The following is a 15,211-nucleotide window of genomic DNA, read 5'->3' on the forward strand; positions in this document are numbered from 1 at the left end:
ACCTCTTTTTCCTTATTGGATGATCCTATAAGCTTTTGGCTTTAATGCATGCTTCATGCAATCAACCACTCTCATCATCTCTTCTTCAGAAATATTTGAGCCAGAAGGTAAGCATAATCCATTTGTAAATAACTGTTCCGACACATTATGAAGGTCACTATGAGGATAGTATTTTGTTCCTTCGAATAAGGGCTGCAAATGCAAAGGTTTCCACACTGGGCGCGCTTCGATATTTTCTTCAGCTAACAATTGAATTAATTCATAAGGAGAAATTCCCGCACCTTTCTGATCTATTGTTAAAGTTGTAAGCCAACGATTTGACATAGTATTTTCTAACTCAGGCATAAAGTGAATGTCGGGTAGATCTGATAATTCTCTGTAATACTTAGAAAATATTATTCGTCTAGCAAGCACTCTTTCCTCCAGTATTTCAAGTTGCCCTCTCCCAATCCCAGCTAAAATATTGCTCATCCGATAATTAAACCCTCGCTCACTGTGTTGATAATGAGGGGCTGGATCTCTTGATTGAGTAGCTAAAAAGCGCGCCTTATTTAATGCTTTTACATCATCGGAGACAAGCATGCCGCCACCGGAAGTGGTGATGATTTTATTTCCGTTAAATGAAAAAACTCCAAATTTCCCGAAGGAACCACTAGGCTTTCTTTTATATGTGGAACCAAGTGATTCTGCCGCATCCTCAATAATAGGTACATCATATCGGTTACATATAGATAGAATTTCATCCATCTTTGCACTTTGTCCGTATAAATTGACAACAATCACAGCTTTTGGCAACTTTCCTGAACGTGAAGCGTCTTGGAATGCCCTTTCTAGTGCTTCTGGTGACATATTCCAAGTTTCAGGTTCAGAATCAATAAAAACTGGCTCTGCACCTTGATAAAGGATTGGATTGGCACTTGCAACAAATGTAAGGGTAGAACAAAATATGGAATCTCCTTTTTTCACATCTAATAAAGAAAGGGCCAAATGAATGGCTGCAGTTCCTGAGCTTACGGCAACAGCCCCACCCACACCTATATAACGGGCTATTTCATTTTCAAATGCATCTACATTGGGTCCAAGCGGCGCGATCCAATTCGTATCAATTGCTGCTTGAATATATTTGATTTCATGACCAGACAAATGTGGTGGCGAAAGATAAATTCTACTTTTATTTTTTGTTTGAATCATTTATACACCCTCAATCATTTGTTTATTCTTCACCCTAGCTGGAACACCTACAGCAGTGCTATTAGAGGGTATACGATCGATAACAGTTGCTCCTGCACCAATGACCGACCATTCTCCAATTGTTACAGACGGAATAATTGTAGCTCCCGCCCCAACATGTACCCCATCCTCAATTTTAACTGTCCCTGTAAGTGTGGCATTTGGAGAAATATGAACAAAACTTCCAAGTTGATTATCATGCTCGATAACTGAACCAGTATTAATAATTGTATGATCACCGATTTGAGTATCCGAATTAATCACGGTATGAGCCATAATAACCGACCCATAACCGATTTTTGCGCTTGGACTTACACTTGCTGTGGAATGAATGAGTGTAATATAGCTTTCATTTGGAAGTTTCACCTTGTTGGCAATCAATCTCCGAATCTTATTATTCCCAATTGCGATGATGAATTTTACATCTTTATCAATATTGATTAGCGATTCTACTGATGAAATTGGTCCATAAAAAGTATCCTCCTTCATTGATAATTCTTTGTATTTATCATCTAAATAAGCAATAATTTGAAAATTACAGTTCAATGAAATAAGATCCTGAATGACTTTACTATGACCACCTTGACCGAGGATCGCTATTTTCACCCATGTCCCTCCTTCACAGTAGACTTTGAGCCTATAAAACTTTCCATTGTCGCATTCCCAGGTTGATTAACTCCTTCCGAATGAAGGACCTTTATTATCGTGAAAAATAAGATTTTCAGATCTAGTAATAAGGAATAGTTATTCACGTACCATACATCGAATTTAAATTTCTCTTCCCAACTAATCGCATTCCGCCCATTCACCTGTGCCCATCCTGTTATTCCAGGTTTCACTAGGTGACGCTTTGCTTGTTCCGGCGTGTATAAAGGTAAATACTCCATTAAAAGTGGTCGAGGTCCCACTAAACTGAGCTCCCCTTTTAAGACATTAATGAGTTGTGGAAGCTCATCCAGACTATACTTTCGTAAGAATTTCCCGAAAGAGGTTATTCTAGCGCTGTCTGGAAGTAGGTTTCCATTACAATCCTTTTCATCAGTCATCGTGCGAAATTTATATAAATAAAATGGCCTTCCGTGTAATCCCGGACGTTTTTGCTTAAATAGGATGGGTTTTCCTAATTTCACTTTAACTAACAGTCCAATTAATAAAATAATCGGTGAAAATATAATTAGTAATAACGCCGAGCAAATAAAATCTAAGAGTCTTTTCACTTAAGGCTCCAGCTCCTAGGTTAATAGTTTGGTTAATTTGACATAGCAAGCAGTGTCATCAGTTTATTTTCTATATCCTTTAGTATGTCTTCTGCTTGTATGAATTCTGATTCTTGTCCTTTCATATATATGTCTTCTAACAATTCCTTGAACTGTTGATCGGATAATTTTTCAGAGATACTCATTTATTCATCGTCCTTTACGTGATCATAAGGAAATCCCCGCTGTATTAATTAAGCGAGGATTTTCGTTATGTAATAATATTTTTTGTTCATATCCATTCGGGTTATTGGATTGCCATCTCCACGAATCTGCACACATTTCTTCAAGCCCTTTTTCTGCAGTCCATCCAAGTTCTTGTTTGGCTTTAGTAGGGTCTGCATAGCAAACTGCTATGTCTCCGGGCCTCGGACTCACTATTTTAAAAGGTATTGTTACAGACGATGCTTTCCCAAAAGCTGCAATCACCTCCAGGACACTATATCCTTTACCAGTCCCAAGGTTATACGGTTCAACACCGGTTTTTCCGATTACATTTTCTAGTGCTTTCAAATGACCTTTTGCAAGATCGACTACATGGATATAATCTCTTATACCAGTTCCATCTATAGTTGGATAACCATTTCCATATACATTAAGCTCTTTTAGTTTTCCAATCGCCACTTGTGTAATATAAGGCATCAAATTATTGGGAATCCCATTTGGCGCTTCACCAATCAGTCCGCTTTCATGAGCACCGATGGGATTAAAATATCTTAAAAGCGCAATACTCCAGCTAGGATCTGAACCATAAAGATCAGCTAACATTTCTTCGATCATCCGTTTTGTTCGCCCGTATGGATTCATTGCTCTTAATTCAGAGTCTTCACTAATTGGAATGTACTCGGGCGTTCCATAAACTGTCGCAGACGAGCTAAAAACCAGATTTTTAACATGATGCTTCTTCATTAAGTTACATAATTTTAGCGTGCCAATAATATTTTGTTCATAGTACAGAAGAGGTGTTTGAACTGATTCTCCAACGGCTTTTAATCCGGCAAAATGAATGACGGCATCTATTGTATTTTCAATAAACACTTTTTCCAAACTCTTCTTATTCAATAAATCAACATTATAAACTTTAATGTCTCTACCCGTAATCTCACTCACACGCTTTAGTGATTCTGGTTTACTATTGATATAATTGTCAACCACTACAATTTCATAACCTGCATTTAACAATTCGATACATGTATGGCTGCCGATATAGCCGGCGCCTCCAGTAATGAGTATAGCCATTTTTATCTACCTCCCTTACTTTTAATTATGCTTCGATTAACTCATATAATTTTTCCACTTCGTATTCGTTTCCATAATTCTTTTTGCGGATATTTGTGATGATACTTTCCTTTAACTTTTTATCATCTATTAACCGGCTTATCCCTTTTACAATTCCATCAATAGTAAGCGATGTGATTAATGCATCATATTCATCTCGTGCTTGGCTTTTTGCGGTAGGAAAATTGGTGATTACGACTGGTTTCCCTAGAATCTGCGCTTCACGGATAGTAACAGCCTTCCCTTCATACCTAGATGGCTGCACATAAATATCACATGCTTTTATGTACGGATAAGGATTAACCTTCTTACCTAATAAAATGAAACGATTTTTAAGTTCTAAATCATTAATCAATCTAAGAAGCTCATCTTCAAGGGGACCATACCCGACTACGTACCACTCCACATCATATCCTTTATCAATCAATTCCTTACAAGCTTTTACAGCATAATCCAAACCTTTTGCATGTGAAAGTCGTCCCACTGTAACTAATATTTTTTTTCCAGATGTTTTCTTTATTTCTTCAGGAATCTCTTTATTAGCTTGGTCTCTAATAAATTCAGGAGAAAGAATATTCTCAATGACAGAGGTTTTATCTTTGTAGTCGGGGAAAACATTCAGAAATGTTTTTGAACACTCTTCCGACACAGCCACAATTTTATCTAACTTATTCCACATTCGACATTCCACTTTTTTATTTACATAAATGTTTGAGTAATCCGTATGGATCCAACCGATTCTTTTCTTAGCTTTTACTTTTCCCCCTATAAAGTTATGTGGCCATAGGAATCCTATAGCCACATCATATTCTTTATTTAGTTTTGGCAGAAATGGATTTGTCATTTCCCATCCATACTGTATTGTCAAATATCCCGGTTCATCAACTTTTTTTACCTTTCCATGAAAGGAACTAAATGATTTTGCTACTAACCTAGACATAGCGATCGGAAAATATCCTTCCTTCGCTATTTGTTGGATCGACTTTCTGAATGTAGTATATTGAGGAACTTCGGCCAATAGGTGGGGACCTGAAGGCAGAAACGAAAGAAACTCTCCCTCGTGTTTAAAAAGCATTAGGTCTACCTCATACTTGTTATAGTCTATTTGATTTAACAAGCCAATTAAACTACGTTCTACACCACCTATTGCCAAATCAAAAGAAGAGATTAAGATTTTTTTCTTCAATATGTCATACCTCCATCTTTTGTCTGGCTCAGTATGCCATATAATCTCAGCCAATCATTCAAACTTTCTTGGATACTAAACCCTAAATTAGAGATATTTTTAATAATCGATTGCTTGTTTGGTCGATCCATTACAATTGCCGCATTAATGTGATCACACCATTTGTCCATGTCATCCTCAAGATCGATGTATGTCACTAATCCTAAACCCATATCCGTACTATTAGTTACAAAAGTTGAAGCGATACAGGGAGTCCCTGAGCTTTGTGCTTCTAACATGACAATACCGAAGCCTTCAAATAAAGAAGGGAAGAGAAAAATATCAAAGGCATTCATTAGTCTTGCTATGTCAGAGCGTATTCCTAAAAATCTGATATGCTCAAGCAATCCAAGTTTCTTTGCTTCCTTTTCAATCGTGCCTCTTAGGGGGCCTTCACCGATTAAAATGGCGACAAAGCTTGGATCTTCTTCTACCAGTGTTTTCAAAACCTTTAAAATGAACATTTGATTCTTTGATTCGGAAAATCGCCCGACATGACCAATGATTTTTACATCCTCTTCCAAATGAAGTTCTTTTAAAACACTATTTCTACTATCTGGATCAATATCGATATATTTACTAATATCTATCCCGTTATTTAGTATTTGCACTCGATTATTTCTTCTTTTGCCGAATAGGAACTCAGCCGCTTCCTCACTACAACTGCAAAACTTTGTCGCGGAAAACTTAATCAATCCTTGTAGTGTTTTCAACATGACTATTTCTTTCAAACTATTTCTCTTCAACCAATTATTACTATGCGAGTGACAAATTCTATTTTCTATTCCACAAATCTTTGCTGCTAATGCCGGAAACCCACTTTGGTAATCAGTATGTGCATGAATCGCTATATAATTATTTGCAGACATCACATCGATTAAACTTTTTATATATTTAATAGGTCCCGTTGTTCCAAGACTAGGGATGCTGTATATTTCCCCCCCCATAGATTTAATTTCATCATCATATGAGGAGTCTTCCTTGTCCTGACTATGAATAATAAAATCAAACTGGACTTTCGTGCGGTCTATATTTCTGTAAATATTCATGATGAGCGTTTCAGCTCCACCTCGCCCCATAGAACTTACGATGTGCAAGACTCTTTTAGGATGTTCCATCTACTCCTTCCTTTCGATTAAAATAGCCTATCCAAAAAAATTACTTTCATAAATGATATTTAAACTCATAACATTTTCATAAAAGTAATAGAGTAAGTAGCAAATCAATAATGCATAATAAACCAACCTTTGATATTTAATACTAAAAAGCTTTACAATCCAAGAAATTAGGATTAATTGATACAAACTAAAATAAATTGAAAACCTTGCAAAAATCCAATTTTGTGTCGAAACCATCATGAACACAAAACCGATTAGAGACATATTAACGATAATGTCACTGCTAGGAAATATCTCTCTAAGTTTCTCCCTGCCGAGGTAGGCAATTATAAGAGGCGCAGCATTTACTGCAACCCTAAATACATTTGCCCCACCTTCCTTAAAATTAGAGTAATGACCGTATTGAGTATCTTCTATTACAGTAAATAAAATGGCGGAAAATTGATTATAGCCGACGACAATTACTAAAGCGAAGAACAGAACTATATACGTTGCATTAGACCATGCTTTATATCTAACTAAGAAATAGATAGGTATAAGTATCAATGTACTTTGATGAAATGTTGAAGACAGAAGAACAATTAAGAAATACTTGAGCCAATTCCCATTGATTAAATACTTTGTCGCCGTAAAAATGATGGCTGCAGCTAGCACTTGCCTTATGCCATTCATTGAAACCAAAAATAAGCCACCCGTAATGTAAACATACACGCTTAACTCAAAGATCCGTGAATATTTATATAGTACGGAAATAATCAGAACATTAGTGATTAAAGCTGTTGTAAAAATCATTATTTGAGGATCGTCTGAGTATTTCTTTAACAGCATTTGAAGAATCCCAAAACCAATATCTTTCTGAGAGGTTATAAACTCCCATGTAAAATCATTTATCACATAAATACGTGCATAAAAAAAAGTGTCTCCTATACCAGATCTAAGACCCGATATAAACACTAATGATAATAGCGCACCTAATACTAAGATTTTATTCGGTTTTATTGGAGTAATTGCTCCTGTTGCCAGTACAGGTGTGGCGAAATACCTTGAAAAAAACGATAAAATAAAAACGATAGCGAGATTGATCCATAGAAAAGTCATTGGCCATTTCCTTTCAAGACAGATATTTCCCTCCGTCAAATAAAAGTCGGCTGCCTAGCCTTATCCCTGTGCAGTCCTTGTCTTTGTTGTAATATATATAAATAATAAGATGCCAAATGGGATTGCTAAAATTGTTAAGCCTTTGCTTGGGGTTTCTTTCAAAAACCTTTTATTATTTATTAGTAAGCTACTAGATACATAATGTATCGCTTGTCTAAATTTAAATGAACTATTTGCAAAGGGTAACTTCATTAATTCTTTTCGATAAAATGCAAAACCCTTCGGATTTTTTCTATATTGATTAAACATATTTAATGATGAACCATCTGGAAGATACTCTACACAACACAACACCTCGTTCATGAGTAGCATTTCGTATTGCTTATCTAACATATAATATTTGTATGCAAGACCTACATATTTTTCGTTACCGAAAATTGGATATGGATACTGCTTTGTTAATTCCGTTCGATATACGAGCTTTTTGTCACCTGTAACACCGTGCTTGCTATAGAGATTAAATAATGTAGAGCTTTTTAAATGGTGGGGTAATCTTGTACCTATCACTTGATTATTCGTGTATGAATCGAGTCCAATGATGCCACTCACTTTGTTGCTGCCGTGCTTTCTCCAAAAGTTATTGATCTTTTCTACAGCATCTTCTGGCATATAATCATCTGAGTCAATGCACACATTTAATTCAGTATCGATCAGTTCATACGCTTTGTTATGTGCTCCATGCATTCCTTTGTTTGCTTGCCAAATATATCTAATTTCAATCACATTTTCCCTAATCCATCCATCTACTAATTGTTTCGTACCATCGGTAGAACCGTCATCAATGATAAGCCAAATAAAGTCCTTACTCGTTTGGCGAAAAAGACTTCGATAGCAATGTTCTAGGCAATACGCTCGATTATATGTTGGAGTAAATACGGTTAACAATTTCATCTGTTCATTCACCCCGAGATCTTTAAATAAAAATCTTCAATATGATTGGCAGTGGCTGATATATCATATCCTTGCGCTACTAAAGAATCATTCACACTCGTTCTTAAAAACGGTGTTGAAGCAATGTTCCTTATCTTATTTACCCATTTTGCTTTGTCTTCTATGGATGCGTAATCAACTAAGTTCCTTCCAATATCAACTTCAGGCGAAATACGATCAGAGATGAGGCAAGGTAATCCCGCCCCTTGTGCCTCAATTAATGAAACGGGTAAACCTTCATGCAAAGATGGAAATACAAATATATCTAACCCTTGAAGGATACGGTTAATATCACTTCTTATCCCTAGAAACATCACCCTTTTTTCTAAATTTAAGTTCCGAACCTTTTCTTCAATATCTTTACGTAAAGGTCCATCACCAATTAATAAAAGAATCGAGTTATTGTTTTCTTTACATAAGTCCGCAAATACATCGATAAGAAAAGTATGATTTTTTTGCTCAGCAAACCTTCCAACATGCCCGAGAACAAAGGTGTTATCTGCTAGCTTTAATTCTTCTTTGAATTGTTTTCTTACTTTATTGGAAAAATTAAATGTATCAGGTTCAATCCCATTTTTTAAAATCTTGGCAGAGCTAGATTTCTCATTAAATAACCATTTTGCTGCATAATTTGAACAGGCAAAAAAATTTGTCGAGTTAGGGATGATTAACTTTCCTGTAAACCACTTATATGTTCTTGCAGCTATGCCCCCCTCACTTTGCGTATTATGACTATGTGATATTCGAATTGTAATTCCAGCTTTTTTAGCTGATCTAAGAACAAGTCCGCTCATCTTATCTATGTGTGAGTGAACGATTTTATAATTGTTATTTATAGAAAAAAAACGATCTAATTCTCGTATATATTTAAAATGCCCAACATCTGAGATATAAGGAATTCTATGCACTTTACCGCCCATTTTACTGATTTCATCATCAAAAACACCAGGCTTACATGTTAAGAAATCAAATTGAACCTTAGACTTATTAATATTCCGATATAAATTCATAATAAGTGTCTCGGCTCCACCTCGATTCATATTAACGACAACATGCAATATTCTTATTGGACTGCCCACTGAATTTCCTCCATCTGATCCATTACTTTTTTGTACATTTGTCTACTTTCTTCTAAAATTCTATCAACGCTATATTTCTCTTCTATTACAAATCGACTATGCAATCCAAATTGCTCTCTTAAATCTTTATTTACAGCAAGGTTAATAATCTTATTAGCAATTTCAATAGCTTCTTTTCCTACAAGAAATCCATTTTGGTTATTGAAGACGAGTTCCCGATGTCCTCTGTTATCAACTGCTACGATCGGCAATCCACAAGCCATCGCTTCCATGATGTTGACCGGTAATCCTTCCCGTAAACTTGAGGCAACAGCAATGTCACTCATTTTTAATAATGATTCGACATCTTGACGATAGCCCAGGAAGTCGACCATTTCTTCAACTCCTAGATTTTTTGCAAGTTGTTTGCAATGATCAATTAATGGACCATCCCCAGCTAATAAAAGTTTTGCAGTTGGTAGCTGCTCCTTAATGAAGGGCAATGCTTCGATAAGAATTTGTTGATTTTTATTCTTATTAAACTCAGCTGCATAAAACATCAAAAAAGTATCATTGGGATAATGATACTTTTTCCTTAGTGCAGATTTATCCTTTACTGGTGTAAATCGTTCTGTATTAACGCCAACTCCATGTACATGTTCTATTCGGGTTGCCTTAAAATGATGATTGACTGCCAGGCTAAAATCTTCTTCATTAATGGTTATTAAACAATCCGTATAGCGGGCTAGCACTTTTTCAATTGGATAATAAACAAGCCAATTTAAAAGCGGTGCACCTTTGCAAAAATGAAAGCCATGCGCCGTATAAATCACCTTTGTTTCATGATTTCTTGCCTTTCGGGCCGCTAATCGGGTTAAGACACCACCCATTGGTGTATGACAATGAATGATTTCATACCGATGATCATCGATAAGTGTTTTCAACACTTTATATGCACCTATGTTCTTTCTTTTGAAAGGAGATCGCTGAATCGGTATATCATACTTTTTATCAACAAAAGGAATGTCTAATTTACCAGCTGCAGCAAGATGAACTTCCCAGCCTTGATCCTTAAACCATTTTAAATAAGGTAAATGAAAGGCAGTAAAATGGAAATCAACAGTTGCACAAAACAACACCTTTTTCCTCATGGCCTCACCTTACTTGATCAATTGTCTATCAAGAACGGATGATAGATAATTGATCAGTTCTTTTCTTAATTCTTCCCGTTGTAAGGCAAACTCTATCGTCGTTTGAATAAATCCCATTTTCTCTCCCACGTCATGCCGAACCCCTTCAAAGTCATATGCGTAAACCGCTTCGAAAAGATTTAATGCAGCGATTGCATCCGTCAATTGAATTTCCCCGCCAGCCCCCGGTTCCTGTTTCTCCAGTATTTCAAAAATTCTAGGATTAAGGATATATCTTCCCATAATTGCTAGGTTAGAGGGCGCCTCAGTCAATATTGGCTTCTCAACTAGATGCTTGACACTATAAAAGCGCTCGCCAATTGTATGCCCATCAACAATTCCATATCTTGATACCTCATCATCAGCAACCGATTGAACCCCAAGTATGGAGGCATTATATCTTTCATATTGTTCAATCATTTGTCTTAAACAAGGTTTCTCAGCTTGAATTATGTCGTCTCCAAGCAGAACAGCAAATGGTTCATCTCCAATAAATTTCCGTGCACACCAGATGGCATGACCTAACCCTTTTGGCTCTTTTTGCCGAATATAGTGGATATCCACTAATTTGGAGGACTTTTGCACCTCATTTAAGAGATCAAACTTTCCTTTCTCTAATAAATTTTGTTCCAACTCAAAAGAATGATCGAAATGATCTTCAATCGCTCTTTTTCCTTTACCTGTCACAATGATAATATCTTCGATCCCTGACTCAATAGCTTCCTCTACTATGTATTGAATGGTGGGCTTATCGACGATTGGTAGCATTTCCTTTGGCATTGCTTTTGTTGCTGGCAAAAATCTTGTTCCTAAACCAGCTGCCGGGATTATTGCTTTCCTTATTTTCATATACTTCTTCCCCCTTAACCTGTAACTGATATTAATGGTAGTTTTGCTTTAACCTTATTGTTCGCCAAGTCAATAAGTGTTTCTCTTAATATCTCTTTATCTAAAGTAGAATAACTTCTAATAATTGAATCAATCTCATCGAGGAATAGCTTCGCCGTCTTCCCAATATAAATTTTCGGATATACTTGCTGATCTTGTACTTCATCTTCCTTTAATAATTCTTCAAATAGCTTTTCGCCAGGCCTCATTCCGGTAAATTCTATACCGATTTCTTCCACAGAATTACCCGATAATTTAATTAAATTCCTTGCCAAATCGACAATTTTTATTGGGTCACCCATATGTAACACAAAGATTTCTCCGCCTTTGGCTAATGCTCCAGCTTGGATGACTAGCCTTGAGGCTTCAGGGATGGTCATAAAATACCGGACCATTTCACGATGTGTCACTGTAACGGGTCCGCCTTTTTCGATTTGTTTTTTAAATAAGGGAATCACACTGCCTCGACTTCCCAAGACATTACCGAATCTGACAGCAACAAACCTGGTTTTGCTTTTTTGATCCATATTTTGAATAATCATTTCAGCAAGTCTTTTTGTTGCACCCATCACACTTGTTGGATTAACTGCTTTATCCGAAGAAATCATTACAAATGTTTCCACCCCATGCCAACTTGCTGCCTCTGCAACATTCCTCGTTCCAATGATGTTATTTTTAACAGCTTCTTCAGGGTTACGTTCCATTAATGGTACATGTTTATGAGCAGCCGCATGATAAACGACATGGGGTTGATATGTCCCCATCACTAACATCATTTTTTTCTCGTCCTTCACATCCGCAATTTCCGTTAAAAATTCAATAGTTGAATGTCCAAAGGTTTCTTTTAATTCTTGTTCAATCGAATAAATACTATTTTCGCCATGTCCTAATAACACTAGTTTTTGTGGATTAAACTTAGCTATTTGACGGCAGATTTCAGATCCAATTGATCCTCCCGCACCGGTTACTAATATCACTTTGTTCGTTACATATTCAGATATACTATCAATATCTAAATCAACCGGTTCCCTACCTAATAAATCCTCCACTTGAACATCACGAAATTGATTTACAGCAATTTTGCCGGTAACGAGATCCTCCAACAAAGGTAGGATTTGTGTTTTGGCTTTTGTTTTAGCGCATTCTTGAAAGATCGTGTTTAACTTCTTTTTACACAGTGATGGGATAGCGATAATAATATTCTCGATATTCAATTCCTGAACTGCCTTCTCAATTCGATTCACATCACCAACTACTGGAACCCCCATTATATCCAGATAATGTTTGTTTTTGTCGTCATCTATAAACGCAATCGGTAATAGTTCTGCATCATTATTTTTTAATAATTGCCTGGCCACCATCGTACCTGCAGAACCCGCCCCTATAATAAGTGTCCGTTTTTTGTTATCTGCTTTGTTCAAATAGTTATCACGATATATTCTCCAGCAAAACCTTGAAGCTCCAATGAACAACAGATGAAGCATCCAAGTAACAGCAAGGAGTCTGAAGTATATTTCATGAATCATCATTTGCTGGACGACACCTGCAGTTACTATAGATAAAGTGACGACTTTAAAAATAATGATTAGTTCTCCGATACTCGCATATTCCCATGCTTTTTTATAGATTTTAAAAATGAATGAAAATATATGATGACTTACAATGATGGAAATAGAGCTTAAAATAATTGGAAAGGTTATAACATTAAAGCTAGCGTTAACTAAAAAGCGCCCGAAGAAGATGGCGGTTAGTACAATACATGAATCCACAATAATGAATAAAGATAACCTTTGCTGGTAGGACATAAATTACTCCCCTTTAATTCTAGATTTGTGACCGAAAAATAAAGATCTTAATTAAAGAGTCTTTTGAAATAAGGAACCACAAAAAAGCCACGGCTAAAAACTCCATAATTAAGATCTTTATAAATGTCTAGCTCCAGCACCTAGCCCCTCGAGGTCAAAATGCCTTTCGCCAATAAAAGTCAAGAACGGACTTTATTGGCGAAAGGCATTTTTGCTTGTCGGGGCTGACCAAGGCGCTTTCGCTTTTATTAACATAGGGCATTTAACCCCCCCTCACATCACACTAACGACGACTCGCGTCTAAGGTCTTTTCAGGGACCCACAGCATGATCGAGTGCCTCCATTGATAATGGTAGGGAGACATCACCAGAAAGAACAAATCATTCTTAATAACGAACAAACGAGTAAAAAATATATGTTCGCACTTAACTATTTCTAGTTTTTTTCATTTAAAATAACACCTACAATTTGAGCCTTTGCATATTCTAGAACTTTTTTCGATTCAAATGCACTTTCAAGATCCGTTTTATTTTGCCTAACTACTAATACAACTCCATCACATAAGTTTGCGATAATTTTTGTATCAGTCACTTCAAGTAGTGATGTTGAATCAATTAGGACAAGGTCGTATAAAGAATTTACTTTTTTCAGTAATAGACTCATCATATGAGATCCTAACAGCTCAGCTGGATTGAATGGAATAGCTCCACTTGTTAAAAGGTCCAAGCTTCCAATATTTGATGGGCAAACAGCCTCTTCAAAGTTCACCTTTCCAGTTAGAACATCTGTTAGTCCGGTGGCATTGGACGTTTTGAATATATGATGAATACCTGGATCCCTTAAATTTCCATCAATAAGGAGGATTTTTTCCTTCTGCTGAGCCATTGATATTGCTATGTTAGCAGCTGTTGTTGATTTTCCTTCCCACTTGCCTGGAGAAGTTATTAAAAGAGTGTTGTTTTTTTTATCCCCATTTAGGAAACGAATATTCGTTCGAATTGTTCGGTATTGTTCCGATATGATAGAGTCAGGATTTGTATAGGTAACTAAATTTCTTTTTTTAGCAATGGATCGTTTTCTTTTATTTAATACCAATTGTCTCACCTCTAAGCTCCAGTTCGGTTTTCTTCTTTTTTCTTTTGTTGACATTCTTTTTATTCATTTTAGAAACACCGCCCAAAACTTGGATTCCCAACATCATTTCGATATCACGTTCTGATTTAATTGAATCATCCAAGGAATCAATTAAAAAGATTAGCCCCGTTCCCGCTATAATTCCAAAAATAAAAGCGATCAAAATAAATTTATTTGGATTGCTTTCGTTAATAGGAAATGGTTGTAGCTTAGCCTCTGATAATATGCGAATATCTTTATAAACAATAATCTTTGGAATATTCTTAGTAAATACATTGGCGGTCGAATTTGCTATCTCTACAGCTCTGTTCGGATCCGTATCGATAACACTTATCTTAACTACCTGGGACTCATCAACATTTGTGACATTGATTTGTCCTGCCAATGCTTCTGGTGATTCTTCTAGTCCAAGTTGTTCTATGACATTTTCTAAAACGGTCGTGTCCTTAATAATGACTTGAAGGGTCTTTCTATATTCCGAGTCCGCATCGATAATAATATTTGTTGAAGTTTCATATAACGGCGTTGTTTGATTGAGGTTACTATATACCCAACCAGCCGCAGTCGTTAATATGGTTATCACAAATACGATCCAAATACGCTTTTTTAACACCCTGTATAAATCCTTTAAATTAATTTCCTTTGCTATTCTTTTGTCTTCCCTATACTGTTGATTTAAATGATTCATAAAACCACCTTATTATTATGACTTGTAATTCTTAATAAAGAACAAAGTGACCAAAAAAAAGAAGTTTTATCATACCTTAGCCTTAATAAATATTTTCCCAATCGTTTTATAATTCATACTATATACCCACTATAATTCTTTATAAAGAACAAGTCAACATCTTTTTAAATCTTTTTTGTGCATAGCCCGGAAAATATTTTACAAGTATATTAGAATTCCCTTTTCTTAAATCAAAGCAATATATCCCCTTGTT

General features: G+C 36.0%; 15 protein-coding genes. All 15 read right to left on the reverse strand.

The features are described 5' to 3' along the window. Positions 1-12 precede the first annotated feature (12 nt). Positions 13-1,191, reverse strand: a complete 1,179-nt coding sequence (locus tag KHA88_RS17405) for a DegT/DnrJ/EryC1/StrS family aminotransferase (RefSeq protein WP_213099776.1) — start codon at positions 1,189-1,191, stop codon at positions 13-15. After that, positions 1,192-1,836 (reverse strand): acetyltransferase, encoded by a 645-nt coding sequence (locus KHA88_RS17410; RefSeq protein WP_213099775.1) that lies wholly within the window; start codon positions 1,834-1,836, stop codon positions 1,192-1,194. It lies immediately after the preceding gene. After that, a complete protein-coding gene (locus KHA88_RS17415) occupies positions 1,833-2,447 on the reverse strand; it encodes a sugar transferase (RefSeq protein WP_213099774.1) in 615 nt (204 codons plus the stop codon). Before KHA88_RS17415 ends, KHA88_RS17410 begins: the two co-directional genes overlap by 4 nt. Before the next feature lie 32 nt (positions 2,448-2,479). Further along, a complete protein-coding gene (locus KHA88_RS17420) occupies positions 2,480-2,632 on the reverse strand; it encodes a YwzD family small protein (RefSeq protein WP_213099773.1) in 153 nt (50 codons plus the stop codon). Between the two features lie 22 nt (positions 2,633-2,654). After that, positions 2,655-3,725, reverse strand: coding sequence for a UDP-glucose 4-epimerase GalE (gene galE, locus KHA88_RS17425; RefSeq protein WP_213099772.1), 1,071 nt, complete (start codon positions 3,723-3,725; stop codon positions 2,655-2,657). A 25-nt stretch (positions 3,726-3,750) separates the two neighbouring features. Beyond that, positions 3,751-4,953 (reverse strand): glycosyltransferase, encoded by a 1,203-nt coding sequence (locus KHA88_RS17430; protein WP_213099844.1) that lies wholly within the window; start codon positions 4,951-4,953, stop codon positions 3,751-3,753. Next, positions 4,947-6,068, reverse strand: a complete 1,122-nt coding sequence (locus KHA88_RS17435; RefSeq protein WP_249313310.1) for a glycosyltransferase family 1 protein — start codon at positions 6,066-6,068, stop codon at positions 4,947-4,949. Before KHA88_RS17435 ends, KHA88_RS17430 begins: the two co-directional genes overlap by 7 nt. A 66-nt stretch (positions 6,069-6,134) precedes the next feature. After that, on the reverse strand, positions 6,135-7,205 hold the full coding sequence (locus KHA88_RS17440; RefSeq protein ID WP_213099770.1) for an EpsG family protein: 1,071 nt from the start codon (positions 7,203-7,205) through the stop codon (positions 6,135-6,137). 60 nt (positions 7,206-7,265) lie between these two features. Further along, a complete protein-coding gene (locus KHA88_RS17445) occupies positions 7,266-8,156 on the reverse strand; it encodes a glycosyltransferase family 2 protein (protein ID WP_213099769.1) in 891 nt (296 codons plus the stop codon). 8 nt (positions 8,157-8,164) lie between these two features. Further along, a complete protein-coding gene (locus KHA88_RS17450) occupies positions 8,165-9,274 on the reverse strand; it encodes a glycosyltransferase family 1 protein (RefSeq protein WP_213099768.1) in 1,110 nt (369 codons plus the stop codon). Next, complete coding sequence (locus KHA88_RS17455) at positions 9,259-10,404, reverse strand: glycosyltransferase family 4 protein (protein ID WP_213099767.1); 1,146 nt, start codon at positions 10,402-10,404, stop codon at positions 9,259-9,261. The genes KHA88_RS17450 and KHA88_RS17455 overlap by 16 nt, the downstream gene beginning before the upstream one ends. A gap of 9 nt (positions 10,405-10,413) precedes the next feature. Continuing rightward, entirely contained in the window at positions 10,414-11,292 is an 879-nt protein-coding gene (galU, locus tag KHA88_RS17460; RefSeq protein ID WP_213099766.1) for a UTP--glucose-1-phosphate uridylyltransferase GalU, read from the reverse strand. A 14-nt stretch (positions 11,293-11,306) separates the two neighbouring features. Then, positions 11,307-13,136 carry a polysaccharide biosynthesis protein gene (locus KHA88_RS17465; RefSeq protein WP_213099765.1) on the reverse strand — a complete coding sequence of 610 codons (1,830 nt, stop codon included), beginning with the start codon at positions 13,134-13,136 and terminating at the stop codon, positions 11,307-11,309. A gap of 435 nt (positions 13,137-13,571) precedes the next feature. Further along, positions 13,572-14,240, reverse strand: coding sequence for a CpsD/CapB family tyrosine-protein kinase (locus KHA88_RS17470; RefSeq protein ID WP_346729076.1), 669 nt, complete (start codon positions 14,238-14,240; stop codon positions 13,572-13,574). Beyond that, the gene (locus KHA88_RS17475) at positions 14,218-14,958 is read right to left on the reverse strand and encodes a YveK family protein (protein ID WP_213099764.1); all 741 of its coding nucleotides are present in this window, start codon (positions 14,956-14,958) and stop codon (positions 14,218-14,220) included. The genes KHA88_RS17470 and KHA88_RS17475 overlap by 23 nt, the downstream gene beginning before the upstream one ends. Positions 14,959-15,211: the final 253 nt, after the last annotated feature.

It is taken from the genome of Lederbergia citrea, from assembly GCF_018343525.1.
Taxonomy (GTDB): domain Bacteria; phylum Bacillota; class Bacilli; order Bacillales; family Bacillaceae_C; genus Lederbergia; species Lederbergia citrea.